The sequence below is a fragment of the Noviherbaspirillum sp. genome (assembly GCF_035254685.1).
GTDB lineage: Bacteria > Pseudomonadota > Gammaproteobacteria > Burkholderiales > Burkholderiaceae_D > Noviherbaspirillum.
In genome coordinates, this window is the sequence record NZ_DATFAI010000056.1 from 15,619 (window position 1) to 39,487 (window position 23,869).

The window sequence follows — 23,869 nt, forward strand, 5'->3', positions numbered from 1 at the left end:
GCGGCTGCGCCGGCATGCATGGGTTGCGGCTTGTCAGCCGATGACCAGCTTGCGGCTGCCGCCCTGTCCGGTGGACTGGCCGTTCGGGCCGTACATGTTCCCGCCTTGCGGGGCGCCGTGCAGCACGTTCAGCGCCGCCTGGGTGCGCGCCATGTGCTTGCCGATCAGCAGGCCGTTGATGCGGTTCAGTTCCTTTGCCTGCTGTGCGAGTTCGAGCAGATTGGTCCACGTCCGTGCGATGGCAGGTCCGGCAGTCTTCAGCCATGTCTTCATGCCAGCCTCGCTGGCTTCAAACCCAGCCGCGGCAAGTACCCGATGGCGGCGTTGCGCCAGCTCGCCCATGCGCGCAACGGACTTGTTCTTTTCTTCAGTCAGCCGGGCAAGTTCCTTGACATCGGCGCGGATGAGGACTTCCTGCTCATCCTTGAGCAGTTGCAGCAGCACATTGCTTTCCTTGATCTCGTCGCCGAGATCTTCTGCCGGGTTCTTGCCTGGAGTTTGCATCTTGTCAAGCCTTGCGTGCGTGGATCAGGTCGCTCACCGTGTCCAGCAGTCCGTTCGCGACCTTTTCCGGGTCGACCTTGAATGTGCCGTTGGCGATGGCGGCCTTGATTTCTTCGACTTTACCGGCGTCGAAGACGCCGTTACCGCCTGCCTGCGCGAGCGATTCCAGTTTCGACGAGATATGGACTGTGTCCGTCGGAACTGGTGCGCTGCTGACGCCGCCAGTCTTTTCGGCACTCTTTCCTGAGCGAGCCTGCGCCGATCCGACGCTCAAGCCCGAGGTTTTCTTGAGGGAGTCATCGATTTTCACGGCATTTTCCTTGTCTGTTTAGCGTTTGGATACGTCTGGTCTGGATATTGTCTTCTGACGGATTGTCGCATCTTGTCATGTTGTTTATCGACGCATTCTTCCGAAACTTTAGCATCGAATCCCGATTTCAGGAAAATACCTTGCTTCAATAAGTCACTTCTACCACGCCGCCGGTCCTTGCCACTCCGCTGACGACTTGTCCTGACGCCGTGCGCGCCTGCGCTACCTGACCTTCCGCCGCATTGTTCAGCGCACGTGCCTCTGCCGAAACGCGGAAACCGGGGCCGCTCGATACCAGTCGCACGGTTTGCCCCTGCTGGATTGCCTGCTGGGCCCTCAACGCATCGCTTCGCAGCGGGATGCCTGCGGCGAGTGACACTGCTGCAGTCCTGCCGACGGCCTGCGACAAATCAGTAATGATCCCCGGTGGCAGCGCCGTCAGGTCGCCCCTGACCTTCGCGATTTCACTTCCGCTGATCATCTGCCCTTGCGCGACTGGTGTCGCTGTCACGAGATATTCCGAAATCACCTGCACGCTCGCGGGAACGTAAATGGTCCAAGGCGAGGGCACGGAGCAGCGGATGCCGACTGTCGTCTTGCCCCAGAGCCGGCTGCCGGGAGGCAGGAAGGGTTCCGGTGCGGCGCATGCAGGGAGATAGGTTCGCGTGTCAATTTGACCGACGCTGACGTTGATCTGGCCGGGCAGGCCGGTGGTTTGTATGCGCAGGAATTGCTGCACGCTTTGGCGCAACACTGCCACATCCTGCTGGGAGGCGGGCGCCTGCGCTGCCGCGACGTTGGCCAGCAGGCAGAGTGCGGCGAGCAAAGCATGGAAGGAATGTCTCATGACTGGCAGAGCTTTGGATTCAGGCTCAATGTTACTGACCAGACTGTAAATCAAAAGGGCGAAAAGCCGAGATTTTCAGAGCCTTCTCTGCCGATGGGCGTGACAGGGGCGTTCGTATGATCGAGGCTACATTAATCTAACTTCGCAATCTGTCATCGGCGCGAGTTGTCAATTATTCAACCGATGATTTCCGGAGGTGGTCATGATCGGAAAACTCGACGAGGCGTTGCAGTTCCAGCAGACGGCGCTGAAGCTGCGAGCCGAACGCCAGCAGGTGCTGGCATCGAACATCGCTAATGCGGATACGCCCAATTACAAGGCGCGCGATATCGATTTCAACAGCGCGCTGAAGCAGGCCATGACTGGTGCCGCAACAGCGCCGGCTCCCTTGGCTACGACCTCTCCGACACATCTCGGCGGAATGGCGGCAAGCGTCACGCCATCGGGAACGCCGCTCCTGTATCGCGGCGTGCGTCAGGGGAGCGTCGACGGCAACACGGTCGACATGGACATGGAGCGCAACCAGTTCACCGATAACGCGCTGCGTTACGAAGCAGGCGTCACTTTCGTCGGCATGCAGCTGAAAAACCTGCTTGCTGCCATCCAGGGGCAATAATCATGTCGCTTTTCAATATCTTCAACGTCGCCGGTTCCGCCATGAGCGCACAGGGACAGCGCCTCAATACAGTGGCCAGCAATATCGCCAACGCCGACAGCGCCAGCAGTTCGACCGGGCAGGTGTACCGCTCGAAGCAGGTGGTGTTCCAGGCTGCGCCGACCGCCGATCCCTCTGCCAGCGGCGTCCAGGTGCAGCAGGTGGTGGAAGATAAGTCGCCGCCGAAGATGGTGTACGACCCCAAGCATCCGATGGCCGACGAGAATGGTTACGTCGCCATGCCGAACGTCAACGTGGTGGAAGAGATGGTCAACATGATTTCCGCGTCGCGTTCCTATCAGACCAACGTGGAAACCATGAACGCGGCCAAGACCATGTTGCTGAAGACGCTGACGCTCGGTCAGTAAACAGGGAGAGTTGAATGAGCACCGTACAAACCAATAACACCGTCTCTTCCGACCTGATGGCGACGATGAACGGCACACGTAGCACCACGACGTCGACGGCGCAGGAAGCGCAGGACCGCTTCATGACGCTGCTCGTGACGCAGATGAAGACACAGGATCCGCTGAATCCGTTGGACAATGCCCAGGTCACCAGCCAGCTCGCGCAGTTGTCGACCGTCACTGGCATCGACAAGCTCAACGCGACGTTGCAGGCGCTGCAGGGAAGCTATCAGGCCAGTCAGTCGCTCCAGTCTGCAGACATGATCGGGCACGGCGTGCTGGTGCCCGGCTCGACGGTCAATCTTGCCAATGGCAGCGCAGTGTTCGGCGCACAGCTGACCGACCCGGCTGACGACGTCAAGGTCACCATTCGCGATTCGGCTGGGAATGTGGTCCACACTGCGGATCTCGGCGCGCAGTCGGCCGGGGTCCTCCCGATCACATGGGACGGCGCAACCGATAGTGGCGCTGCGGCGGCCAACGGCAAATACAGTTTCGAAGTCACCGCGTTGCGAGGTGGGCAGCGTACGACTGCCACCGCGCTGTCCTTCGGCCAGGTCTCGAGTGTGTCGACCGGCGCGCAGGGCGTGAGTTTGAACGTGTCTGGTGTCGGCAGCGTGAACCTCGGCGACATCCGTCAAATCCTTTAAACCGATTGCCTTAACCCGGAAAGCAGGGAGAGAAAAATGAGTTTTCAACAAGGCCTGAGCGGTCTCAACGGCGCGTCGAAGCAGCTGGAAACGATCGGCAACAATATCGCGAACGCCAATACTGTCGGCTTCAAGGCCGCGACAACAGAGTTTGCTGATGTCTATGCGAATTCGTTGAGCGGCACCTCCGGACTGGGTACGGCGGGCATTGGTACACGTGTTTCAACCATTGCGCAGCAATTCAGCCAGGGCAATGTCACCGCATCCAATAATGCGCTCGACATGGCAATCAACGGCGGCGGCTTTTTCCGTCTCACCAATGGTGGTGCCGTCAGCTATGCGCGCAATGGCCAGTTCCAGCTCGACAAGAACGGTTATATCGTGAGTCCTAGTGGCGGGCACCTGACGGGCTATGGGGTCGATTCGAAAGGCAAGGTGGCAACCGGCAGTCCGACCGACCTGCAGATCACGACAGCCGATCTGCCGCCGAAACAGACCACGGAAATCGATGGGCAACTGAATCTGGATGCCCGTGTCACGCCTATTGATCCCACGGTGACGCCATTCAACGCTTCCGACCCGACAACCTATCACAATGGTACATCGGCGACTGTCTACGACACGCAGGGCAACCCGCATGTGGTCCAGACCTATTATGTGAAGACGGCTGCCGACAAATGGGATGTTTACGCAGATTGTGCTACCGCACAATCTGTAAATCCACCTGTACCCCCGGCGACGACCCCTCCTGCTGGATTTGTGGCATCTGTCACCTTTGACTTTTCAGGTCAGATCAAAACAGTGGCGCCATCGCCTTCGCCGATCACTTTGACCTTGCCGGCGACGAATGGTGCGACGTCGCCCTTCTCCTTTAATCTGAACCTGACCGGCAGTACGCAGTTCGGATCAACCTTCAGCGTGAACTCGCTGAGCCAGGACGGCTACGCCTCCGGCCGCCTGTCCGGCTTTGGTATCGGCAACGACGGAATCATTACCGGCCGCTACACCAACGGCAAGACATCCACACTGGGCCAAGTGGTGCTGGCGAACTTCCGCAACCCGAACGGCCTGCAGCCGCTCGGCAACAACCAGTGGGCGGAAACCGCCGGCTCCGGTGAAGCGCTGGTCGGTACGCCTGACTCTGGCAGCCTCGGCCTGATCCAGTCCTCTGCGACGGAAGACTCGAACGTGGACATGACGGCCGAACTGGTGAACATGATCACGGCGCAGCGCGTATTCCAGGCCAATGCACAGACCATCAAGACGCAGGACCAGATCCTGCAGACACTGGTGAACCTGCGCTGATGATGGATGAAAGCGCGGGCGCTGCCTGCGACGATGGAGGGAATGGATGGACCGCCTGATATATACCGCCATGACCGGCGCGAAGCACATCATGGAGCAGCAGGCCACGGTGTCGCACAACCTGGCCAATGCGACCACGACAGGCTTTCGCGCGCAGCTGGATGCCTTCCGCGCCGTGCCGGTGCTTGGCGAAGGACTGCCCACGCGTGCCTTCGTTGTCGATGCGACAGCCGGGACGGACTTCACGCCGGGGCCGATCCAGAACACCGGGCGCGACCTCGATGTCGCCGTACAGGGAAAGGGATGGATTGCGCTGCAGCTCGAGGATGGCACCGAAGCCTATACGCGCAACGGTAGCTTCAAGATCAGCGACAACGGCGTGCTGCAAACGCAGAGCGGCATCAATGTGATGGGCGATGGCGGGCCGATTTCGATTCCTCCCGATGTGACTGTCTCGGTTGGCAAGGACGGAACGGTATCCGCGATCTCTACCGTCGGTAAAGCGGGATCGGCGATTACGCTGGGGCGCATCAAGCTGGTCAATCCGCCGGAGGACGCCATCGTGCGCGGCGACGACGGGCTGTTCCGGATGCGGACCGGCGAGGCGGCGGATGCGGATGCGAACGTGCCGGTAATCGGCGGATCGCTGGAAGGCAGCAATGTCAGCGTCGTCGATGCGATGGTGAACATGATCAGTCTCGCCCGGCAGTTCGAGATGCACATGAGCCTGATGAAGAATGTGGAAAGCAATGACTCGAAAGCCAGTCAGCTCATGTCGTTGACCGGCTAGTAAAACCGCGTCACAAGTTGTCGCGGAACTGCTCCTTACTCCTGTAAGGGGACCGTGTGGTGATGATGTTTGACGCAGCAGGTAAAGATTCAAAATGATGTAACGTGCCGACATGGACTGCGTCGGCGATGAAAGTGGTTTTCGGAGAAAAATATGATTCGTTCCCTGTGGATTTCAAAAACCGGTCTGGATGCGCAGCAGACGCAGATGGACGTCATCGCCAACAACCTGGCCAACGTCAATACGGCCGGCTTCAAGCGCTCGCGCGCGGTGTTCGAGGATCTGCTGTACCAGACCGTGCGCCAGCCCGGCGCGCAATCCTCGCAGCAGACGCAGCTGCCGACAGGCCTGCAGATCGGCACCGGCGTGCGTCCCGTGTCGGCCGAACGCGTCTTCACACAAGGCAACCTGCAGCAGACCAACAATGAGAAGGACGTCGCCGTCCAGGGCCAGGGCTTTTTCCAGGTGCTGCTGCCCGACGGCACGACTGCCTATACGCGCGACGGTTCCTTCAGTATCGACAGTCAGGGTCAATTGGTGACAGCCAGTGGTTATCCCATCCAGCCTGCGGTGACCATCCCATCCAACGCCATCACGATGAGCATCGGCCGCGACGGCACCATCTCGGTGACGCAGCCCGGCGTGAACGCGCCTGTGCAGATCGGCGCGCTCCAGCTGGCGACCTTCATCAACCCGGCCGGCCTGGAAGCCAAAGGCGAGAACCTGTACATGGAGACCGCTGCGTCGGGCAGCCCAAATACCAATACCCCGGGCAGCAACGGTGCGGGCACCCTTGCGCAGGGCTACGTGGAAACCTCGAACGTCAACGTGGTGGAAGAACTGGTGAGCATGATCCAGACCCAGCGCGCGTATGAAATCAACAGCAAGGCGATTCAAACATCCGACCAGATGCTGCAGCGCCTGTCACAGGTGTGATGCGGGCTGATCGAATTCTGTGGTGAGGCTGACATGAAGCGCATTTCTTCGATCGTATCTGGGGCATTGCTGGCGGTGGTCCTGGCCGGCTGCGCGTCGGTGCCGGATACCATCATTCAGCATCCAAGCAGCATCAGGCCGCAACCGCCTGCGGCCGTTGCGCCCTCCAACGGCGCGATCTTCCAGACCTCGTCCTACCGGCCGATGTTCGAGGATCGCCGGGCGCGCCTCGTGGGCGATGTCCTCACGATCGCCATCAACGAACGTACCAGCGCTGCCAAATCGGCAGACGATACGGCGAGCAAGACGGGAAGCACGAGTTTCGCTGCGCCGACGCTGTTCGGTATTCCGGCCACGACGACCGCGAAGGCATCGATTTCGACCAGCACATCCAACAAGTTCGAGGACAAGGGCTCGGTCAGTTCCAGCAACTCTTTCAACGGCACCATCACGGTCACGGTGGCGCAGGTGCTCTCCAACGGCAACCTCGTGGTGTCGGGCGAGAAGCAGATTGCGTTCGACAAGGGCGTGGAGTACGTGCGCTTTTCCGGCGTCGTGAACCCGGACACCATCGGTAACGGCAATATCGTGTCTTCGACGCAGGTGGCTGACGCGCGTTTCGAATACCGCACCAACAGCCGCATCGACAAGGCCGAAGTCATGTCCCAGCTTACCCGCTTCTTCCTGAGCATCCTGCCGATGTGATGCGCGTGAAGGAATGCAAATGAAATACCTCGATCTCATTTCGCTGAACATCGCACGGCCGCTGGTGGTCGCGCTGATGGCATGCTGCGCTTTCGGCATGGCTCCTGCCCATGCGGAACGGCTCAAGGACCTCGCGTCGATCCAGGGCGTGCGGCAAAACCAGCTGATCGGTTACGGCCTGGTGGTCGGCCTCGACGGCAGCGGCGACCAGACCACGCAAACGCCCTTCACCGTACAGAGCGTGGTGAGCATGCTGCAAGGCCTGGGCGTAAACCTGCCGCCGACTTCCAGCCTGCAATTGAAAAATGTGGCCGCGGTGGTGGTCACCGCATCCTTGCCGGCATTCGCGCAACCGGGGCAGACGCTGGACGTCACGGTGTCTTCCATGGGCAATGCCAAGAGCCTGCGCGGCGGCACGCTCCTGATGACGCCGCTCAAGGGCGCGGACGGACAGATCTACGGTATCGCGCAAGGCAACGTGCTGGTCGGCGGTGTCGGCGCATCGGCCAACGGCAGCAAGACACAGGTGAACCATCTCAGCGTGGGGCGTATCTCCGCGGGTGCCACCGTTGAACGCGCCGTACCGACGATGCTCGGTAGCGGCGATGCGGTGTATCTCGAACTGAACGACACCGACTTCTCCACCGCCAGCCGCGTGGTCGATACAGTGAACCGGCGCTTCGGACCGGACACGGCATCCGCGCAGGACGGGCGCGTGATCCGCGTGCGCGCGCCGCTCGGCAGCGATGAGCGGGTCGCGTTCCTCGGCGCGCTCGAAAGTCTCAGCATCACGCCGGCGCAGATGGCCGCCAAGGTGATCCTGAATGCGCGTACCGGGTCGGTCGTGATGAACCAGGCCGTCACCCTCGACAGCTGCGCGGTATCGCACGGCAACCTGTCGGTAGTGATCAACTCGCAGCCGGTGATCAGCCAGCCCGCGCCATTCTCGAACGGCCAGACGGTGGCGACGCAGACCTCGCAGATCGACATCCAGAAAGAACCAGGCCAGGTCCTGCTGCTCAAGAGCGGCACCTCGCTGGCTGACGTGGTCAAGGCATTGAATGCCATTGGGGCCACGCCGCAGGATCTACTGGCGATCCTGCAGGCGATGAAGGCGGCCGGTTCGCTGCGCGCCGACCTGGAGATCATCTGATGCAGGTGACGCCATGATCAACCCCACCGGCCTTACCGGCAAGCTCGCGATCGATGTCAAGGACATGAACGAGCTGCGCCAGGCAGCGAAGGCAAATTCGCCGGAGGCGCTGAAGACGGCCGCCACGCAGTTCGAAGCACTGTTCATGAACATGATGCTCAAGAGCATGCGCGAGGCGACGCCACAAGACGGCATGTTCGACAACGAACAGACGCGCATGTACACCGGCATGCTCGACCAGCAGCTCAGCCAGACCATGGCAAGCCGTGGCATCGGACTGGCTGATGCCTTGTTCCGGCAACTGTCTGGCAAGGTTGGCAACATGTCCGCTTCGGGCGCGGATGGTTCAACGCCTTCGGCAGCGGGCGCGGTGTCCGGCACCATGCGCACACCATCCTCGCAACCGGCCAACATCAAGGAATTCCGCGAACGCCTCGAACCGCATGCGGAAGAGGCCAGCCGCGCCACCGGCATACCAGCCAAGTTCATGCTCGGCCAGGCTGCGCTGGAAAGCGGCTGGGGCCGGCGCGAGATCATCAACGCCGACGGCAGCAGCAGCCACAACCTGTTCGGCATCAAAGCGACCGGCGGCTGGAAGGGAAAAGTGGTCGAAGCGACAACGACCGAGTACGTCAACGGCGAACCGCAGACCAAGGTGGAGAAATTCCGCGCCTACGATTCCTACGCAGATGCATTCCGCGACTACGCCAATCTCCTGCGCAGCAACCCGCGCTATCAGGGTGTGCTGGCCAGTGGCCAGGACGTGGAGGGATTCGCGCAGGGCCTGCAGCGGGCGGGTTATGCGACCGATCCGAACTATGCGGCAAAACTGACACGCATCATCACGCATTCATTGTCGACATGACAATGAATTGACAAAGATCATTGGCCGCACGCTCAAGTTTGGGCGCACGCTGCCGTTGATGAAGTTATCGATAGACCGGTGGAAAAGAACATATCATGGGCACGAGCATCCTTGGGGTTGGCCAAAGCGCGCTGAATGCCGCGCAGATCGGCCTGCAGACGACCGGCCACAATATCGCCAACGTCAATACGCCCGGCTACAGCCGGCAGGTCATCGTGCAAAGCACGGCGGGCGGGCAGGATATCGGTTCCGGCTTCGTCGGCAAGGGGACCGAAGTCACCACCGTCAAGCGCGTCTATAACGAGTACCTGAGCAACCAGGTTGTGTCGGCGCAGGTTTCTTCGAGCGCCCTGTCGACCTACTACTCGCAGATCCAGCAGATCGACAATATGCTGGCGGATCCGACCGCAGGCGTGGCATCGGCTGTGCAGGATTTCTTCAATGGCGTGCAGGACGTGGCTTCCAATCCGAGCTCCGACGCTTCGCGCCAGGCGATGTTGTCATCGGCGAATGCGCTGGCTGCGCGTTTTCAGTCCGTCGGTGATCGGCTCGATCAATTGAGCCAGGGTGTGAACGACCAGATCACGACGAGCGTCAAGCTCATCAACAGTTACGCGCAGCAGATCGCATCCCTCAACGACTCGATCGAAAAGGCGCAGGGAACATCGGGCGAAAACAAGCCGGCGAACGATCTGCTCGACCAGCGCGACCAGATCATTTCCGAGCTGAGCAAGGAAATCAACGTCTCCGTCGTCAAGCAGGGCAACAGCTACAACGTCTTTATCGGCAATGGCCAGGCACTGACGGTTGGCACGCAGGTGTTCAGTCTTTCGCCGGCGGCATCGTTGACGGATCCGAGCAAGATCCAGGTGGCATACACGTCGAACGGCAAGACGAGCATCCTGGCCGATTCGAGTCTCCCTGGGGGCAATCTGGGTGGCTTGCTGGACTTTCGAAATAATTCGCTGACTCCCGCACGAAATTCGCTTGGGCAGATGGCGATCGGCATGGCGATGTCGTTCAATGCGCAACATGAATTAGGGCAGGACAAGAACGGTGCACTGGGTGGTGCGTTCTTTACGGCAGGGGCGCCTGTCGTCAACGCCAGCAGCGCCAACACGAGTGCAGCAACGGTGACGGCAACCATCGTCGACGCAAGCCAGCTGACCACTAGCAACTACCGTGTGCAACGCATCAACGGCACTGGCGGCCCCGGCGTCGACTACCTCGTGACGCGTGTCTCCGACGGCCAGACGACGAAATTCGCGGGCTTCCCGCAAACCATCGACGGCATCACCTTCGCCAATCCGACCGGCACCATGGCCAGTGGCGACGAGTTCCTGGTGCAACCGACAGTAGCGGCCGCAACGGGATTCAGCGTGAAGGTTAACGACATAGCGCAGATCGCTGCGGCGACGCCAATGCGGGCCGCGGTGGGCAGCGCCAACACTGGAAGCGGCAAGATCAGCGCAGGTACCGTGAATTCCACGGGATTGCTGCCCTCGGGTGTGAAGCTTACCTATGATGCGACGGCGGGCCAGATTACCAGCATGACGCCCTCGACGGCACCGATCACGGTAAAGAGCGGCGCGACGACGACGGTTTATCCCCCCGGTTCAACGAATATCCCGTTCGCGACGGGCGATTCGCTCAGCATTGATGGCGTTCCGGTGACTTTCCCGACCACGGCCAACGGTACCTTCACGTTCAATTCGCCGACGTCGACCACGCTTACCTTTGCAAGCGGTTCGTTCACCGGATTCCCCGCCTATGAAGACGTCACGATCGTCCATGCGGACGGAACCAAACAGGTTGTCGCCGGCGCATCTCCGGCGGCATCGGTTCCGTACAAGGACGGCGATACGATCAGTTTCGGCGGCGTCAGCTTTACCATCTCGGGCGCACCGGCCGATGGCGACCAGTTCACGATCAGCCCGAACAGCAGCGGCGTAGGCGACAATCGCAACGCGCTGCAACTGGCATCGCTTCAAACCGCGAAGACGCTGGCTGGCGGCAACACCTATCAGACTGCCTATACTTCCATGGTTGCGCAAGTCGGCAACAAGACCAAGGAACTGGAGGTCACCAGCAGTTCCGCGGACAAGCTACTGGCGCAGTCGGTCGAGGCCCAGCAGTCCGAATCCGGCGTCAACCTGGATGAGGAAGCCGCGAACATGATGCGCTACCAGCAAGCCTATCAGGCGGCGGCAAAAGTCATGCAGACCGCGGGCCAGTTGTTTGACCTGCTGTTAACGTTGGGCCAGTAAGCCCGGGAGTCGGAAAACATGCGTATCAGTACTTCCACTATTTTCGATAAGGGCACGGCCCGCATGGGCGAGTTGCAGACGAGCTTGGCGAATACGCAGCAACAGGTATCGACCGGCCGCAGGATACTCACGCCCGCGGACGATCCCGTGGCATCGGCGCGCGCACTGGATGTGACGAATTCGCAGGCAATCAATTCCCAATATGCCGTCAATCGGCGCAATGCCAAGGACTCGCTCTCGGCGACGGAAGGCGCCTTGCAGAATGTGACGTCGTTGCTGCAGGACGTGAAGGTGCGAATCGTCGAAGCAGGTGGCGGCGCGCTCGACGATACCCAGCGAGGTTACATTGCGACCGAATTGCAGGGGACTCTCGACGAGCTGGTCGGCTTCGCCAACAGCAAGGATGGGGCGGGAAACTATCTTTTTTCCGGTTACATGACATCGACGCAGCCGTTTACGTCGAGCGCGACCGGCGCGCAGTACGCGGGCGACCAGGGATCGCGCCAGATGCAGGTGGCTTCGGGACGCCAGATCGAGGTCGCAGACAATGGTAATGCCTTGTTCGAGCAAATCAACAGCACTGGCCTGTTCGCATCCGCGAGCTCCGGTAACGGCGGCAACGGCACCATCTCCACGGGGACGGTCCTTGATGCCTCGAAGGTAAAAGCCGGACATAGCTACAGCATCAACTTCACTGTCACCGGGCCGACGACGACGTACAACGTGGTTGATACGACCGACCAGAGCACGCCGGTGACGCTTTCCACGGGCAATGCTTACACGAGCGGCCAACCGATCATCTTTGACGGTTTGCAATTCTCCGTCAGCGGCACACCGAACAATAATGACTCGTTCACTGTACAGCCCAACGGAAAGCAAAGCATCTTCACCACGCTGAAAAACCTGATCACAGCCTTGCAGACCCCAGCCTCGGATACCACCAGCCGCAACAACCTGGCGTATGGATTGAGCGTCGCGAACGGAAATGTCGACAATGCGCTGGATCATGTTCTGACCGCGCGTGCGTCGGTCGGCGCGAGTCTGAAGGAAATCGATTCCCTGGATAACATGGGCGACGACATGGATGTGCAGTACACGCAATCGCTATCCCAACTGCAGGATCTGGATTACGTTCAGGGCATTTCGAACCTGATGAAACAGCAGAATGCCTTGCAGGCTGCCCAGCAATCGTTCGCCAAGGTGGCGGGCATGTCGCTGTTCAACTACATCAATGGTTGACGGTCTGTACCGATTCGCTTCGGCGAACGGGCATGATCCGGTTGTCACGGTCTGGCAATTTGCCGGATGAATTCCACGCTTTCATTGAACAAGCGGTCAATCGGCGTTGCCAGATAGGGCAGTACAAGGCCGATGATGATGAAGCCCACGCCCAGCGTGATCGGAAACCCGATGCCGAACAGGTTCAGTTGCGGCGCGGCGCGGGTAAGAATGCCCAAGGCGATGTTCGTGATCAGCAGTGCGGCGATGATCGGCAGGGACAATTGCAGGCCGGCGCTGAATATCAAGCTTCCCCAATCCACGACTTGCTTCAGACTCTTGCCGCCGAGCGGCGTCGCCGAGATCGGCAACGTCGTGAAACTCTCCGCCAGAGTCGAGAGCAGAAGCAGGTGCGTATTGGTCGCCAGGAAAAGCATCAGCATCAACAGCGCAAGGAACTGGCTGATGGCCGACGAGCGTCCACGGGTTTGCGGGTCAAAAAAGGTCGCGAAACCGAAGCCCATGGTCAAGCCGGCTACTTCGCCGCCCAGTTCCACGGTGGAAAAGACGATCCGCATGCTGAAGCCCATCGCCAGCCCGATGATGAGCTGCTGGGCGAGGATCAACAGGCCGGGAAGCGACATCGGATCCATCGCGGGTATCGGCGGTATGATCGGCGCGATCACCAGCGACAGCATCACGCCGATTCCAATCTTCACCGTGACAGGCACGCTGGCGTTGCCGTAGAGGGGAGCTGTCGTGATCAATCCGAGTATGCGAGTCAACGGCCAGATGAATGACGTGATCAGGGCGTAGAGCTCGGCGCTGCTGAAGGTGATCATGCAGGAAGGCCGTAGTGTATTCCGCGCTCAATGACGGACGCAGCGCCGCTCACCCCACCATGCCCGGAATGCTGGAAAACATCTGCCGCATGAAATCGAGCATGATGGACAGCATCCATGGCCCGGCCACGATCAGGGCGACGAACACACCGATCAGCTTGGGAATGAACGACAGCGTCATTTCATTGATCTGCGTGGCCGCCTGGAAGATGCTGACGATCAGGCCGACCACCAGCGCCACCAGAAGCATCGGTGCCGACACCATCAGGGTCACTTCAATGGCCTGGCGGCCGATGGTCATCACGCTTTCCGGTGTCATGGTTCATCCTCAATAGAAACTTTGCGCCAGCGAGCCGATCAGCAACTGCCAGCCATCCACCAGCACGAACAGCATCAGCTTGAAGGGGAGCGACACGATCGCAGGCGACATCATCATCATGCCCATCGACATCAGGATACTGGCAACCACCATGTCGATGATCAAAAAGGGAATGAAGATGGCAAAGCTGATCTGGAAGGCTGTCTTCAGTTCGCTGGTGATGAATGCCGGGATCAGCACGCGCAGGGACACGTCCTCCGGCCCGTTCAATTGCGGCGTGTTGGACAGCTTGACGTACAGCGCAAGGTCGGCCTGGCGCGTCTGCTTCATCATGAAGCTCTTCAGCGGCACGGCGCCGCGCTCCATCGCCTGCGACATGGTGATCTTGTTTTCCGAGAGCGGCTGGTAGGCATCGGTGTAGATCTTGTCGAACACCGGACCCATCACGAACAGGGTCAGGAAGAGCGAGAGGCCGATCAGCACCTGGTTGGGCGGCGCGGTCTGTGTGCCGAGCGCCTGGCGCAGCAGCGAGAGCACGATGATGATGCGTGTGAAGCTGGTCATCATCAGCAGCACCGCCGGCAGCAGCGACAGGCCGGTGAGCAGGATCAGGGTCTGCAGGCTGAGCGAGTAGGTTTGCGCGCCGCCAGGGCCGGGCGTGCTGGTGAACGCCGGCAGACCAACCTGCGCGGATGCAGCAAGCGGCAGGGCGGCCAGGGCCAGGGGGAGCAGTCGTATGAATGTCTTTGCTACGGGAGACGCAAGGCTGCGGTGAAAACTGTTATTGATGCCCATTGCGTTTTTCTACGGTTTGCTTGAGCCACGCGGCGAAGCTGGTGGTGCCCGGCATGTCTGCCGGTGCAGCGGAGATGTCCTGGCGCGGCAGGGTGGACAGTGCATTCACTCGACCAGGGGCGACGCCTACCACGATCCATTGGTCGGCCACTTCCACTACGATGACGCGCTCGCGATTGCCGACGCTCACGCCGCCGACGACTTTCACGACATTGTTGCCGCCGGCGCCGGCCACGCCGATGCGTTTGAGAATCCACGCCGCGCCGGCCATCAGCGCAAGGACGACGGCCAATCCAAGTGACACCTGCAGCAGGCCGCTGGCTGAAGCGGGCGACTGTTCGGCGGCATGGACTGGCGCGGCGAGCAGCAATGCCGGGAGGAGGCTCAGACGCATCATTTGTTCAGTTTTCGGATTCGTTCGGACGGCGTGATGATGTCGGTGAGGCGGATGCCGAACTTGTCGTTCACCACCACGACCTCGCCCTGCGCGATCAGGCAGCCGTTGACGAGCACGTCCATCGGTTCGCCGGCCAGGCCGTCGAGTTCCACCACCGAGCCCTGCGCGAGTTGCAGCAGGTTCTTGATGGCGATCTTTGTACGCCCCAGCTCCACGGTGAGCTGCACCGGAATATCGAGAATGAAGTCGATGTCATTGTGCGTGCCGGTCTTGACGCTGCCGCCGGAAAAATCCTGGAACATCGCTGCAGCGGCCTGCTGCTTCTGCACCGCCGCCTGTTCGGCCGCCGCCTGCTCGGCGAAAGCCGCACCCCAATCGTCGTCGGCTGTCGCCTGGGAATCGTTTTCGTCAGCCATGGTCTTCTCCTTGCGTGAAATCGTTGGTGCTGTAGGTCAGGAGCTTCTCCACGCGCAAGGCATACTGACCGTTGAATTTTCCATAACTGCATTCCATCACCGGCACGCCGTCCACCTTGGCGGCGATCGTGTCCGTGATCGCGATAGGAATGATGTCGCCCACCTTCATGTTCAGAATGTCGCCCAGCGTCGAGCGCGCGGTGCCGAGGTCGGCAACCAGCTGCACTTCCGCGGTCTGGATCTGCTGCGTCATCAGGCGCACCCAGCGCTTGTCCATCTCCAGCGTTTCGCCTTGCAGGCTGCTGGTCAGGATGTCGCGGATCGGCTCGATCATCGAGTAGGGCGTGCAGAAATGCATCTCGCCGCTGACCGGACCGAGTTCGATGGTGAACGTCGTGGCGACCACCACTTCATTCGGGGTTGCGATATTCGCGAACTGCGTGTTCATCTCGGAGCGCACGTATTCGAACTCGACCGGATAGACCGGCTCCCATGACTTCGCATAGGTCTCGAACACGATGCCGAGGATGCGCTGGATGATGCGCTGCTCGGTCTGCGTGAAGTCGCGGCCTTCGACGCGCGTGTGGAAGCGTCCGTCACCGCCAAACAGGTTGTCCACCAGCAGGAACACGAGGTTCGGGTCGAACACCATCAACGCCGTGCCGCGCAGCGGCTTCATGTGGACCAGGTTGAGGTTGGTCGGCACCACCAGGTTGCGGATGAATTCGCTGTACTTGTGCACGCGCACCGGGCCGATCGAGACTTCGGCGCTGCGATGCAGGAAGTTGAACAGGCCGATGCGCAGCAGGCGCGCGAAGCGCTCATTGATGATTTCCAGCGTCGGCATCCGGCCACGGACGATGCGCTCCTGCGTGGCCAGGTTGTACGGACGTATCCCCGAATCGTCTTCCGGCGCGGCGCTTTCGTCCTGGTCGCCGGTGACGCCCTTCAGCAGGGCATCGACTTCTTCCTGGGAAAGGAAATTGTCTGCCATAAGCTTGGTGTTACTGAATGACGAAGGAGGTGAAGAACACACCCGTGACCGCTTGCGGCGGGCTTTGCGGCGTGAATGGCTGCTTCACCTTGGCGATGATTTCATCCTGCAGTTTCTTCTTGCCTTCCTCGGTCGCGAGTTCCGACGGCTTCTTGGTGGACAGCAGCAGCAGGATGCGGCTTCGCACCAGCGGCGTGTAGAGCTTGAGCAGTTCCACCTGCGCCTCGTCTGCGACTTGCAAGGTGAACGCGACCTGCAGGTACTGGTCGCCGTTTTCATGCTGCAGGTTCACCGTAAACGGATCCATGTTCACGAAGACCGGCGGCTTGGGCGGCTCGGCCTTGTGCGCCTCCGCCGCCGACTCCGACTTCGAACCCATGAAGTACCAGGCCGCGCCAGCGCCGCCGCCAAGCAGGAGCAGCGCAATCCCGAGCAGGAGGAAAAGCTTCTTCTTTGATTTCTTGGGGGCGCCTGCGTCGGCCTCCGCCGATCCTTCGGCGATGGGCACGACTTTCGGGTTTGCTTTCTGGGCTGTTGCCATCTTTGTCCTCTGTCCGACTGGTTACAGATTATCCGGAAAAACTATCGTCAGGATGCTTCGAAAAGAGGGATGAAGTCAATGCAAATCCGCGCTTCCGCGCGGCGCGCGGACCACGGCAAAACTCTTCCTACGCCATCGCTTACACGAAGGTATCCACCATCCCCTGTCGGGAAACCGCGGGTTGCACGCGGCTAGTGCGGACCGCCGTGTCGCCGCGGGTGTCTGCCTGGTCGATGTGGTGCGAGGACTGCGCATGATGCTGGCCAGGCGTGTTCTGCTGATTCGCCGAGCCGCTGTTGACCGTTGCCTGGCCGAGCTGGATGCCGGCCTCGCCGAGCATGTCGCGCAGTTTCGGCATGGCCGCCTCCAATGCCTGGCGCACTTCCGGCTGTGCGGCGATGAAGGTGGCATCCGCCTGCGAATTCGTGACGTTGAGCACGACCTGCAGCGGTCCTAGGTCCGGCGGGTTGAGAGTGAGTGAAGCGCTCTGCTGATCGCCCGCGACCATCCAGACAATCTTCTGACCCAGCGCCTGGTCCCATGCCGGGGTTCCGACACGCGGCGACAGCTGTTCCGCTGCCTGGATCGCCACCGGCTGGGGCGGCTGGACGGCGGCCGCCTGGATCTGCTGGATGCCGTTCGTGATCGTGGCTAGCGATTCCTTCATCTCGCTCTTGAAGTCCGCTGCCGCTGCTGCGGCGGTCGCTGCCGTGGTACCGCGTACCGCATCCTTTCCGCTGCCTGCGGTTTCGGTCGCAGCGGGAATCGACGCATGATCACCCGCTTTTGCGGCACCATGCTCCGGTCGAGCACGCGTGTGTCCAGCCTTGTCCGTTACTGAGGAGAGGGAAGTGTCATGTTTGGCGGAGCCGGGCTTGTCGATGGTGGCAAGACGTTGCGCGGCGTCGGTCGCCTGCCCAGACATCATGGCATCAATGGACGATGCAGCACCTTGCGTGCCCGCAGCCGCAACAGTAGCCAGTGCGGGTGCAGAATCGGTCGCGGCTGCGACATCTTTTGCAGAGCCTGCCACCTTGCCGTCGGCCTTCGCGGCCGGCTTTGCCATTTGCGCAAAGTTCGCGACAAGGGCGAGCATTTCATCGGGCAGCGTCGTGGCGTTCGCGGACTCGTCGGCAGCGGCCGCGTCAGCGGCCGTGCTGTCGTCATCGGTTGCCTTGGCGTCGTTCGCCTGTTTCGGATCGCTCTTCGAAGCATTTGCGGCAGCGGCCGTATTGCCCGATCCCGAGTCGGAGCGTGCCGGTGCCGTAGCGGCCTCGTGGCGGTTCGCCACTTCGCGCGACAACACTTGGCCAAAGGGCTGGGAAGACGAGCCGGATTCCGGCTGCTTCGTCGGCGGCGCGGGGTTGGTCAGCATGTTGACCGGATTCGTGACCTGGGATGTCTGCATGTCTGCCTACCGTTTGTAATTTGCCTGCCGGGTTGCGTATTCGTCCATCAACTTCTGGTCACGCCTGCTCTCCTTGCGCAACTCCGCCTGCTCTACGCGCGTTGCGAGCGTGTCGTAGGAGATGCGCTTGCGCTCGCACGACTGCCATGTGGAACGCTCGCTGGTGATGCGCTGCTTCGCCGCATTCACGATCTGCTGCTGGCCGGCGATCGCGGTATCGAGCTTCTCCAGGAAGAGCTGGAAATTGCGATACCCCGCGGCGCTCATGCCGGCTGCCATGCCTGCTTTCAGTCGCGCTTCATAGTCCTCGCGATATTGCAGCAGCATGGCAAGTTTCTGCTCGGTGTCCTCACACGCGCGAATCGCCTGACCGAGACGCTTGGCGGCGTCGTCGGTCTGGTTCGTTGCCAGTTCGATAAGCGTATCGAGTGCGGAAGGTGATGCCATGATTCATTATAGGTCGGGGTTTTTCCAGCCTATCCATTGAATAGCGCGGCAAGTTGCCCCAAGCTCTCCTGAATGCCCGACCGCTCCATGATCCCTTGCTGCAGGAAGGCTTCGATCCTCGGATGCAGCGCGATGGCCTGGTCGAGCACCGGATCGGAGCCGGGGCTGTAGGCGCCGACACTGATGAGGTCGCGATTGCGCTGGTAGCGGGAATACAACTGCTTCAGCTGGCGCGTCAGGCGCTGGTGGTCGTCGCTGGTGATGTTGTGCATCGCGCGGCTAATTGACTGTTCGACATCGATCGCCGGGTAATGGCCGGCGTCCGCCAGCGTACGGTTGAGGACGATGTGACCATCCAGGATCGCGCGCGCCGAATCGGCGATCGGATCCTGCTGGTCATCGCCTTCGGTCAGCACGGTATAGAAGGCGGTGATGGAGCCGCCGCCGACGCGGCCGTTGCCGGCGCGCTCCACCAGTGTTGGCAGTTTGGCAAACACGGACGGCGGATAGCCCTTGGTCGCCGGCGGTTCGCCGATCGCCAGTGCGATTTCGCGCTGCGCCATGGCGTAACGCGTGAGCGAATCCATGATCAGCAGCACGCTCTTGCCCTGGTCGCGGAAGTATTCGGCGATCGAGTGCGCGTAGGCCGCACCTTGCAGTCGCATGAGCGGCGGCGTGTCGGCCGGCGCGGCGACTACGACGGAGCGCGCCAGTCCGGCCGTGCCAAGGATCTGCTCGATGAATTCTTTCACTTCCCGTCCGCGTTCGCCGATCAGGCCGACCACGATCACGTCCGCGCCGGTGTAGCGCGCCATCATGCCGAGCAGCACGCTCTTGCCGACGCCGGAGCCGGCGAACAGGCCCATGCGTTGCCCGCGACCGACCGTGAGCATGCTGTTGATGGCGCGCACGCCGACATCGAGAATGTCCGTGATCGGCGCGCGTGTCAGCGGATTGGCCGCGCGCACATTAAGCGGCGCGGCGTGCACGGTATTGAGCGGGCCGAGACTGTCCAGCGGTCGGCCGGCGCCGTCAAGCACTCGGCCGAGCAGTTCCTCGCCCACAGGCAGATGGCGTCCACGGTCGCTCGGCCGGCGCCGAGGATGATCGACGGTGCCGGGGCGCGGCAGGCTCTGCACGACTTCAACCGGGAAGACGCGCGTGCCGGGTACGATGCCTTCCACATCGCTCTGCGGCATGAGGAACAGCCTGTCATTTTCAAAGCCGACCACTTCTGCTTCGATGCGCGCGCCGCTGGGAAGGGGAACGGTGCAGGCGCTGCCGACGGCGAGACGCAAGCCGACGGCTTCCATGACGAGGCCTGCCACACGCGTCACGCGGCCGGACACCTGCATCGGCTCCGGGATCGATACCAGCGACCGGCAGTCGCGCAAATAGGATTGCCAGCGCGTGGTGTGGGCGCTTGTCATTCCAGCCAGTCCGATTGCTTGCCCAGCGCGTCGGTAATGCGTTGCCAGCGTATAGCGGGCGTGGCCTCGATCTGGTTGCTCGCCGTTTCGACACGGCAGCCACCGCGCTCCATCTGGATGTCTTCAGCGATGCGCCAGCCAGCTTTGCCCAGCTCGTCGGCCATGTGGCTTCGTACGATTTCCGCATCCTGTGGATGCAGTACCAGGAGGGCAGGCTGTTGCAGGCTGGGCAGATAGCGGATGGCTTCGCCGACGATGGCGAGCACTAGTTCGGGCCTGATTTTCAATGCCGTCTTCAGCATCGCCTTTGCCACGTCGAGTGACAGGTTCAGCATGTCATCGGCAACGTTCTCGCTGGCGCGCGAAACTTCAGCCGCGAAGTTATCGGCAAGCTGCCGCAGCGCCGTGAGTTCGCGCGCTGCCTCGGCCTGCCCGGATGCGAGGCCGGCCGCCTGGCCCTGCGCAAAACCTTCCTCGTAGCCCTGGAGGCGCGCTTCCTCGCGCTGTTTGGCAAGCTGTTCCGCGACGAGCTTCGCGTTGGCCTGCGTATTTTGCATTGCGCTCGGGCGATCGTCCCCGAACGAGGCCAGTTCCCAGCGCTGATAAGCGGATAACTGTTCTTTGGGTATGGCGTTGGAGCTCATGTTCAAGTCTCGCATTCAGCGTAGATTGATGGCGCGGACAAGATGAGATCGGACTCGCGCAACGGGCAGTTCATCCGGCTACCTCTCGTCGGCTGGGTTGACGAAGGAAACCCGGCAAAGTTGATTGCAAGGGTGGCGCGATGTCGGGTTTCGCTGCGCTCAACCCAACCTACAAAACTGTTATACCTCGTAGCCTGGGTTGACGAAAGAAACCCAGCAAATCTGATTGCATGGGCCGCGCGATGTCGGGCTTCGCTGCGCTCAACCCAACCTACAAAACCTATCGAAGTCATCTTGACACTAGATATAGGCATCCTCACCCTTGGCACCAAGGATGATCTGTCCTTCGTCCGCAAGACGGCGCACGATCTGCAGGATTTCCTTCTGCTGCGCTTCCACTTCCGACAGGCGGACCGGGCCCTTGGAATCGAGGTCTTCGCGCATCATCTCGGCGGCGCGTTGCGACATGTTCTTGAAGATCTTCTCGCGCAGCTCCTGGTTGGCACCCTTGAGCGCGACGATGAGCGATTCGGACTGCACTTCGCGCAGCAGGATCTGGATGCCGCGATCGTCGATGTCGATGATGTTCTCGAACACGAACATCTCGTCCATGATCTTCTGCGCCATGTCGCTGTCGTAGTTCTTCAGGCTGTCCATCACGGACGTTTCGACTTCGCCGGACAGGAAGTTGAGGATTTCCGCCGCGGAGCGAACGCCGCCGATCGGTTTTTTCTTCAGGCTCTCATTGCCGGTCAGGAGCTTGGTCAGGACTTCGTTCAGTTCGCGCAGCGCGGCCGGTTGCACGCCGTCGAGCGTGGCGATACGCAGCACTACGTCGTTGCGCAGGCGCTCCGAAAAGAAGGTCAGGACTTCAGACGCGTGATAGCGCTCGAGATGGACGAGGATGGTGGCGATGATCTGCGGATGTTCGTTGCGCACGAGGTCTGCCACCGACTGCGCATCCATCCACTTCAGACTTTCAATGCCGCTCGCATCGCGCGTGCCGAGGATGCGGTTGAGCAGGGAAGAGGCCTTGTCTTCACCAAGTGCCTTGGTCAGGACGGTGCGGATGTACTCGTCCGAATCGAGACCGAAGGAGGTGTTCTGCTCGGTCTCCGCCCGAAAATCATCGAGCACTTTTTCAAGCTGTTCGCTGGCGACCGCCTTCATGGTCGACATCGCCGCGCCCAGTTTCTGCACTTCGCGAGGCCCGAGGTACTTCATCACCTCGGCGGCTTCCTCCTCGCCCAGTGCCAGCATCAGGATTGCTCCTTTCATGACGCCGTCTTCACTCATTTCCCACCCATGCCTTTACGACGTTTGCGACCATCTTCGGGTCATTCTTTGCCAGTTGCTTGGCTGCTTCCAGGTTGTCCTGGTAGGTGCTCGCCTTGCTTCCCATTGGTTCCACTTCATGTTCGATCCGCGCCACGACTTCAGGTGGCGGCTCGGGCGGCTCGAAAGTCTTGGCGATCTTGCGCAGCAATGGCTTGAGCACCGCGAAGAAAAGATAGGCCAGGATTGCGGCAGCGGCGATGTATTTGCCTGCACCCATGGCGTAATTCAGCGTTTCCGGACGCTTCCAGATCGGCGTCTCGGGAATCACTTCCTTCTCTGCGCCCGCGAACGGACTATTCACCACGTTGAGCGAGTCGCCACGATCCTTGTTGAAGCCCATGGCTTCCTTCACGAGGTCCGTAATCTGTGCCTTCTCGGCATCGCTCAAGGGCTTCATCGACACTTTGCCATCCTTGCCGACTTCCCGCTTGTAATTCACCACCACCGCGACTGACAAGCGCTGGATGCCGCCCATCGGCTGTTGCGTGTAGCGCACAGTCTTGTCAACTTCATAATTGACCGTCATGTCCTTGTGCGCATTGGCGGGCGCCGCACTCGATGCGCCGGCGGCGGCACCGGCACCATTGCCTGCCGCAGGCGCGGCTGGTGCAGTAAGTGGCGCCGTGGACGGGGCGGGAGGCTGGTTGGTGAGTGCGCCGGGTACGCCGGACGCAGTCGTCGGCGTCGAGCTCTGCGTTTCGCTCAGCTGCTGGCTGCGGATGGCGGAAGTGTTCGGCGCCTGGTTCGGCTTGTAGCTCTCGGCGGCCTGTTCGGTGTGCGAGAAATCAATGTCCGCCGTCGCCTCCGCGCGTACATTGTTTGCGCCAAGGATCGGCGTCAGGATCGATTCAATGCGCTTGACGATGCTTTGCTGCAGTTCCTGCACATACTTCAGCTGGCTTGCATCAAGCCCGTTGCTGCCCGGCGCGCGTGTTTCCGACAGCAGGTTGCCGTTCTGGTCGACGATAGTGACGTTCTTGGTAGGCAGGTCCGGCACGCTACTGGCTACGAGGTGCACGATGCCGCTGACCTGCTGTTCATCCAGTGTCCGGCCGGGGTGCAGGTTGAGCAGCACGGACGCGGTCGGCTTTTGCTGGTCGCGAATGAATACCGAGGCTTTCGGCAGTGCCAGGTGCACCCGCGCTGCCTGCACTGCGGACAGCGACTGGATCGAACGTGCCAGCTCACCTTCCAGCGCGCGCTGGAAATTCACCTGTTCGAGAAACTGCGACACGCCCAGCTTCTGGTTTTCCATCAGCTCGAAACCGACGTTGCCGCCCTTGGGCAATCCCTGCGACGCGAGTTTGAGGCGCACATCGTGCACCTGGTTGGAGGGCACCAGGATGGCGCCGCCACCCTCGGCGAACTTGTACGGCACGTTCATCTGTTGCAGGGACGAGACGATGGCACCGCCGTCGCGGTCGGAGAAATTCGAGAACAGTACGCGATAGTCAGGCTGCTGGCTCCACAGCCATATGCCTGCCATGACGCCGGCCACTGCCGCAACGCCAAGCATGAGGAAAAAATTCCGTCCTCCCGGCGTCTGCGCGAAGCCGACAATGCCCGATGGGGCAGGAGCGACGGCGTTTTCACCTGCTACCGCCATGATCCGCCTTCCGGGGCGATGCCGCCAAAGGTGCTGTTTTTCATGTTCTGTCCAAAGATGGGTGATGAATCGTGGTCTAA

At 60.9% G+C, this 23,869-nt stretch carries 27 protein-coding genes; 11 read left to right on the forward strand and 16 right to left on the reverse strand.

All coding sequences use genetic code 11. The features are described 5' to 3' along the window. Positions 1 to 33: 33 nt before the first annotated feature. From VJ698_RS23640 to flgA, 3 genes are all read right to left on the reverse strand, one after another. Positions 34 to 504: a flagellar protein FlgN gene (locus VJ698_RS23640; protein WP_324105275.1), complete on the reverse strand. Its 471-nt coding sequence runs from the start codon at positions 502 to 504 to the stop codon at positions 34 to 36. Positions 505 to 508: 4 nt separating this feature from the next. Beyond that, positions 509 to 814 (reverse strand): flagellar biosynthesis anti-sigma factor FlgM, encoded by a 306-nt coding sequence (gene flgM / locus VJ698_RS23645; protein ID WP_324105276.1) that lies wholly within the window; start codon positions 812 to 814, stop codon positions 509 to 511. A 145-nt stretch (positions 815 to 959) separates the two neighbouring features. Continuing rightward, positions 960 to 1,661: a flagellar basal body P-ring formation chaperone FlgA gene (gene flgA / locus VJ698_RS23650; RefSeq protein WP_324105277.1), complete on the reverse strand. Its 702-nt coding sequence runs from the start codon at positions 1,659 to 1,661 to the stop codon at positions 960 to 962. Between the two features lie 202 nt (positions 1,662 to 1,863). Between flgA and flgB the strand changes: the two genes are divergently transcribed. The 11 genes from flgB (at position 1,864) to flgL (ending at position 12,633) form a co-directional block, all read left to right on the forward strand. Then, complete coding sequence (gene flgB / locus VJ698_RS23655) at positions 1,864 to 2,277, forward strand: flagellar basal body rod protein FlgB (protein ID WP_324105278.1); 414 nt, start codon at positions 1,864 to 1,866, stop codon at positions 2,275 to 2,277. A 2-nt stretch (positions 2,278 to 2,279) separates the two neighbouring features. Then, positions 2,280 to 2,684: a flagellar basal body rod protein FlgC gene (flgC, locus tag VJ698_RS23660; protein ID WP_324105279.1), complete on the forward strand. Its 405-nt coding sequence runs from the start codon at positions 2,280 to 2,282 to the stop codon at positions 2,682 to 2,684. Positions 2,685 to 2,698: 14 nt separating this feature from the next. After that, the gene (gene flgD, locus VJ698_RS23665) at positions 2,699 to 3,373 is read left to right on the forward strand and encodes a flagellar hook assembly protein FlgD (protein WP_324105280.1); all 675 of its coding nucleotides are present in this window, start codon (positions 2,699 to 2,701) and stop codon (positions 3,371 to 3,373) included. Between the two features lie 36 nt (positions 3,374 to 3,409). Beyond that, positions 3,410 to 4,678, forward strand: a complete 1,269-nt coding sequence (gene flgE, locus VJ698_RS23670) for a flagellar hook protein FlgE (RefSeq protein ID WP_324105281.1) — start codon at positions 3,410 to 3,412, stop codon at positions 4,676 to 4,678. A 46-nt stretch (positions 4,679 to 4,724) separates the two neighbouring features. Next, positions 4,725 to 5,468 carry a flagellar basal-body rod protein FlgF gene (gene flgF / locus VJ698_RS23675; RefSeq protein ID WP_324105282.1) on the forward strand — a complete coding sequence of 248 codons (744 nt, stop codon included), beginning with the start codon at positions 4,725 to 4,727 and terminating at the stop codon, positions 5,466 to 5,468. 153 nt (positions 5,469 to 5,621) lie between these two features. Continuing rightward, a complete protein-coding gene (flgG, locus tag VJ698_RS23680; protein ID WP_324105283.1) occupies positions 5,622 to 6,404 on the forward strand; it encodes a flagellar basal-body rod protein FlgG in 783 nt (260 codons plus the stop codon). 33 nt (positions 6,405 to 6,437) lie between these two features. Next, a complete protein-coding gene (locus tag VJ698_RS23685) occupies positions 6,438 to 7,109 on the forward strand; it encodes a flagellar basal body L-ring protein FlgH (RefSeq protein WP_324105284.1) in 672 nt (223 codons plus the stop codon). A 76-nt stretch (positions 7,110 to 7,185) separates the two neighbouring features. Further along, positions 7,186 to 8,262, forward strand: a complete 1,077-nt coding sequence (locus tag VJ698_RS23690; RefSeq protein ID WP_324105339.1) for a flagellar basal body P-ring protein FlgI — start codon at positions 7,186 to 7,188, stop codon at positions 8,260 to 8,262. Positions 8,263 to 8,275: 13 nt separating this feature from the next. Beyond that, positions 8,276 to 9,127 carry a flagellar assembly peptidoglycan hydrolase FlgJ gene (gene flgJ / locus VJ698_RS23695; RefSeq protein ID WP_324105285.1) on the forward strand — a complete coding sequence of 284 codons (852 nt, stop codon included), beginning with the start codon at positions 8,276 to 8,278 and terminating at the stop codon, positions 9,125 to 9,127. A gap of 95 nt (positions 9,128 to 9,222) precedes the next feature. Then, the gene (gene flgK, locus VJ698_RS23700) at positions 9,223 to 11,394 is read left to right on the forward strand and encodes a flagellar hook-associated protein FlgK (protein ID WP_324105286.1); all 2,172 of its coding nucleotides are present in this window, start codon (positions 9,223 to 9,225) and stop codon (positions 11,392 to 11,394) included. A gap of 18 nt (positions 11,395 to 11,412) precedes the next feature. Then, positions 11,413 to 12,633, forward strand: a complete 1,221-nt coding sequence (gene flgL, locus VJ698_RS23705) for a flagellar hook-associated protein FlgL (RefSeq protein ID WP_324105287.1) — start codon at positions 11,413 to 11,415, stop codon at positions 12,631 to 12,633. A 44-nt stretch (positions 12,634 to 12,677) separates the two neighbouring features. Here flgL and fliR read toward each other — a convergent pair whose 3' ends face one another. From fliR to fliF, 13 genes are all read right to left on the reverse strand, one after another. After that, on the reverse strand, positions 12,678 to 13,454 hold the full coding sequence (gene fliR, locus VJ698_RS23710) for a flagellar biosynthetic protein FliR (RefSeq protein WP_324105288.1): 777 nt from the start codon (positions 13,452 to 13,454) through the stop codon (positions 12,678 to 12,680). Positions 13,455 to 13,503: 49 nt separating this feature from the next. Next, a complete protein-coding gene (fliQ, locus tag VJ698_RS23715; RefSeq protein ID WP_324105289.1) occupies positions 13,504 to 13,773 on the reverse strand; it encodes a flagellar biosynthesis protein FliQ in 270 nt (89 codons plus the stop codon). A 9-nt stretch (positions 13,774 to 13,782) separates the two neighbouring features. Next, positions 13,783 to 14,568: a flagellar type III secretion system pore protein FliP gene (gene fliP, locus VJ698_RS23720; protein ID WP_324105290.1), complete on the reverse strand. Its 786-nt coding sequence runs from the start codon at positions 14,566 to 14,568 to the stop codon at positions 13,783 to 13,785. Beyond that, positions 14,555 to 14,965 carry a flagellar biosynthetic protein FliO gene (gene fliO / locus VJ698_RS23725; RefSeq protein WP_324105291.1) on the reverse strand — a complete coding sequence of 137 codons (411 nt, stop codon included), beginning with the start codon at positions 14,963 to 14,965 and terminating at the stop codon, positions 14,555 to 14,557. The genes fliP and fliO overlap by 14 nt, the downstream gene beginning before the upstream one ends. Then, a complete protein-coding gene (gene fliN / locus VJ698_RS23730) occupies positions 14,962 to 15,381 on the reverse strand; it encodes a flagellar motor switch protein FliN (protein ID WP_324105292.1) in 420 nt (139 codons plus the stop codon). The genes fliO and fliN overlap by 4 nt, the downstream gene beginning before the upstream one ends. Continuing rightward, positions 15,374 to 16,375, reverse strand: coding sequence for a flagellar motor switch protein FliM (gene fliM / locus VJ698_RS23735; protein WP_324105293.1), 1,002 nt, complete (start codon positions 16,373 to 16,375; stop codon positions 15,374 to 15,376). The genes fliN and fliM overlap by 8 nt, the downstream gene beginning before the upstream one ends. A 10-nt stretch (positions 16,376 to 16,385) precedes the next feature. Further along, positions 16,386 to 16,916, reverse strand: coding sequence for a flagellar basal body-associated protein FliL (gene fliL, locus VJ698_RS23740; RefSeq protein ID WP_324105294.1), 531 nt, complete (start codon positions 16,914 to 16,916; stop codon positions 16,386 to 16,388). 139 nt (positions 16,917 to 17,055) lie between these two features. Further along, the gene (locus VJ698_RS23745; RefSeq protein ID WP_324105295.1) at positions 17,056 to 18,324 is read right to left on the reverse strand and encodes a flagellar hook-length control protein FliK; all 1,269 of its coding nucleotides are present in this window, start codon (positions 18,322 to 18,324) and stop codon (positions 17,056 to 17,058) included. Between the two features lie 6 nt (positions 18,325 to 18,330). Continuing rightward, positions 18,331 to 18,771 carry a flagellar export protein FliJ gene (gene fliJ, locus VJ698_RS23750; protein WP_324105296.1) on the reverse strand — a complete coding sequence of 147 codons (441 nt, stop codon included), beginning with the start codon at positions 18,769 to 18,771 and terminating at the stop codon, positions 18,331 to 18,333. 29 nt (positions 18,772 to 18,800) lie between these two features. Continuing rightward, on the reverse strand, positions 18,801 to 20,201 hold the full coding sequence (fliI, locus tag VJ698_RS23755; RefSeq protein ID WP_324105297.1) for a flagellar protein export ATPase FliI: 1,401 nt from the start codon (positions 20,199 to 20,201) through the stop codon (positions 18,801 to 18,803). Then, the gene (locus tag VJ698_RS23760; RefSeq protein ID WP_324105298.1) at positions 20,198 to 20,845 is read right to left on the reverse strand and encodes a flagellar assembly protein FliH; all 648 of its coding nucleotides are present in this window, start codon (positions 20,843 to 20,845) and stop codon (positions 20,198 to 20,200) included. Before VJ698_RS23760 ends, fliI begins: the two co-directional genes overlap by 4 nt. A gap of 300 nt (positions 20,846 to 21,145) precedes the next feature. Next, positions 21,146 to 22,141, reverse strand: coding sequence for a flagellar motor switch protein FliG (gene fliG / locus VJ698_RS23765; protein WP_324105299.1), 996 nt, complete (start codon positions 22,139 to 22,141; stop codon positions 21,146 to 21,148). Further along, positions 22,134 to 23,789 carry a flagellar basal-body MS-ring/collar protein FliF gene (gene fliF, locus VJ698_RS23770; RefSeq protein ID WP_324105300.1) on the reverse strand — a complete coding sequence of 552 codons (1,656 nt, stop codon included), beginning with the start codon at positions 23,787 to 23,789 and terminating at the stop codon, positions 22,134 to 22,136. Before fliF ends, fliG begins: the two co-directional genes overlap by 8 nt. Positions 23,790 to 23,869: the final 80 nt, after the last annotated feature.

What these genes read in the sequence shown, in the direction of transcription:
- VJ698_RS23760 (WP_324105298.1), bottom strand. Translation starts at nt 20,845, where the DNA reads ATGAGCTCCAACGCCATACCCAAAGAACAGTTATCCGCTTATCAGCGC.
- fliR (WP_324105288.1), bottom strand. Translation starts at nt 13,454, where the DNA reads ATGATCACCTTCAGCAGCGCCGAGCTCTACGCCCTGATCACGTCATTC.
- flgL (WP_324105287.1), top strand. Translation starts at nt 11,413, where the DNA reads ATGCGTATCAGTACTTCCACTATTTTCGATAAGGGCACGGCCCGCATG.
- flgE (WP_324105281.1), top strand. Translation starts at nt 3,410, where the DNA reads ATGAGTTTTCAACAAGGCCTGAGCGGTCTCAACGGCGCGTCGAAGCAG.
- flgJ (WP_324105285.1), top strand. Translation starts at nt 8,276, where the DNA reads ATGATCAACCCCACCGGCCTTACCGGCAAGCTCGCGATCGATGTCAAG.
- fliO (WP_324105291.1), bottom strand. Translation starts at nt 14,965, where the DNA reads ATGATGCGTCTGAGCCTCCTCCCGGCATTGCTGCTCGCCGCGCCAGTC.
- fliF (WP_324105300.1), bottom strand. Translation starts at nt 23,789, where the DNA reads ATGGCGGTAGCAGGTGAAAACGCCGTCGCTCCTGCCCCATCGGGCATT.
- flgG (WP_324105283.1), top strand. Translation starts at nt 5,622, where the DNA reads ATGATTCGTTCCCTGTGGATTTCAAAAACCGGTCTGGATGCGCAGCAG.
- flgD (WP_324105280.1), top strand. Translation starts at nt 2,699, where the DNA reads ATGAGCACCGTACAAACCAATAACACCGTCTCTTCCGACCTGATGGCG.
- VJ698_RS23640 (WP_324105275.1), bottom strand. Translation starts at nt 504, where the DNA reads ATGCAAACTCCAGGCAAGAACCCGGCAGAAGATCTCGGCGACGAGATC.
- flgB (WP_324105278.1), top strand. Translation starts at nt 1,864, where the DNA reads ATGATCGGAAAACTCGACGAGGCGTTGCAGTTCCAGCAGACGGCGCTG.
- fliN (WP_324105292.1), bottom strand. Translation starts at nt 15,381, where the DNA reads ATGGCTGACGAAAACGATTCCCAGGCGACAGCCGACGACGATTGGGGT.
- VJ698_RS23690 (WP_324105339.1), top strand. Translation starts at nt 7,186, where the DNA reads ATGGCATGCTGCGCTTTCGGCATGGCTCCTGCCCATGCGGAACGGCTC.
- fliJ (WP_324105296.1), bottom strand. Translation starts at nt 18,771, where the DNA reads ATGGCATCACCTTCCGCACTCGATACGCTTATCGAACTGGCAACGAAC.
- fliI (WP_324105297.1), bottom strand. Translation starts at nt 20,201, where the DNA reads ATGACAAGCGCCCACACCACGCGCTGGCAATCCTATTTGCGCGACTGC.
- fliP (WP_324105290.1), bottom strand. Translation starts at nt 14,568, where the DNA reads ATGGGCATCAATAACAGTTTTCACCGCAGCCTTGCGTCTCCCGTAGCA.
- fliL (WP_324105294.1), bottom strand. Translation starts at nt 16,916, where the DNA reads ATGGCAACAGCCCAGAAAGCAAACCCGAAAGTCGTGCCCATCGCCGAA.
- flgF (WP_324105282.1), top strand. Translation starts at nt 4,725, where the DNA reads ATGGACCGCCTGATATATACCGCCATGACCGGCGCGAAGCACATCATG.
- flgA (WP_324105277.1), bottom strand. Translation starts at nt 1,661, where the DNA reads ATGAGACATTCCTTCCATGCTTTGCTCGCCGCACTCTGCCTGCTGGCC.
- flgC (WP_324105279.1), top strand. Translation starts at nt 2,280, where the DNA reads ATGTCGCTTTTCAATATCTTCAACGTCGCCGGTTCCGCCATGAGCGCA.
- fliQ (WP_324105289.1), bottom strand. Translation starts at nt 13,773, where the DNA reads ATGACACCGGAAAGCGTGATGACCATCGGCCGCCAGGCCATTGAAGTG.
- fliM (WP_324105293.1), bottom strand. Translation starts at nt 16,375, where the DNA reads ATGGCAGACAATTTCCTTTCCCAGGAAGAAGTCGATGCCCTGCTGAAG.
- VJ698_RS23745 (WP_324105295.1), bottom strand. Translation starts at nt 18,324, where the DNA reads ATGCAGACATCCCAGGTCACGAATCCGGTCAACATGCTGACCAACCCC.
- flgK (WP_324105286.1), top strand. Translation starts at nt 9,223, where the DNA reads ATGGGCACGAGCATCCTTGGGGTTGGCCAAAGCGCGCTGAATGCCGCG.
- VJ698_RS23685 (WP_324105284.1), top strand. Translation starts at nt 6,438, where the DNA reads ATGAAGCGCATTTCTTCGATCGTATCTGGGGCATTGCTGGCGGTGGTC.
- fliG (WP_324105299.1), bottom strand. Translation starts at nt 22,141, where the DNA reads ATGAGTGAAGACGGCGTCATGAAAGGAGCAATCCTGATGCTGGCACTG.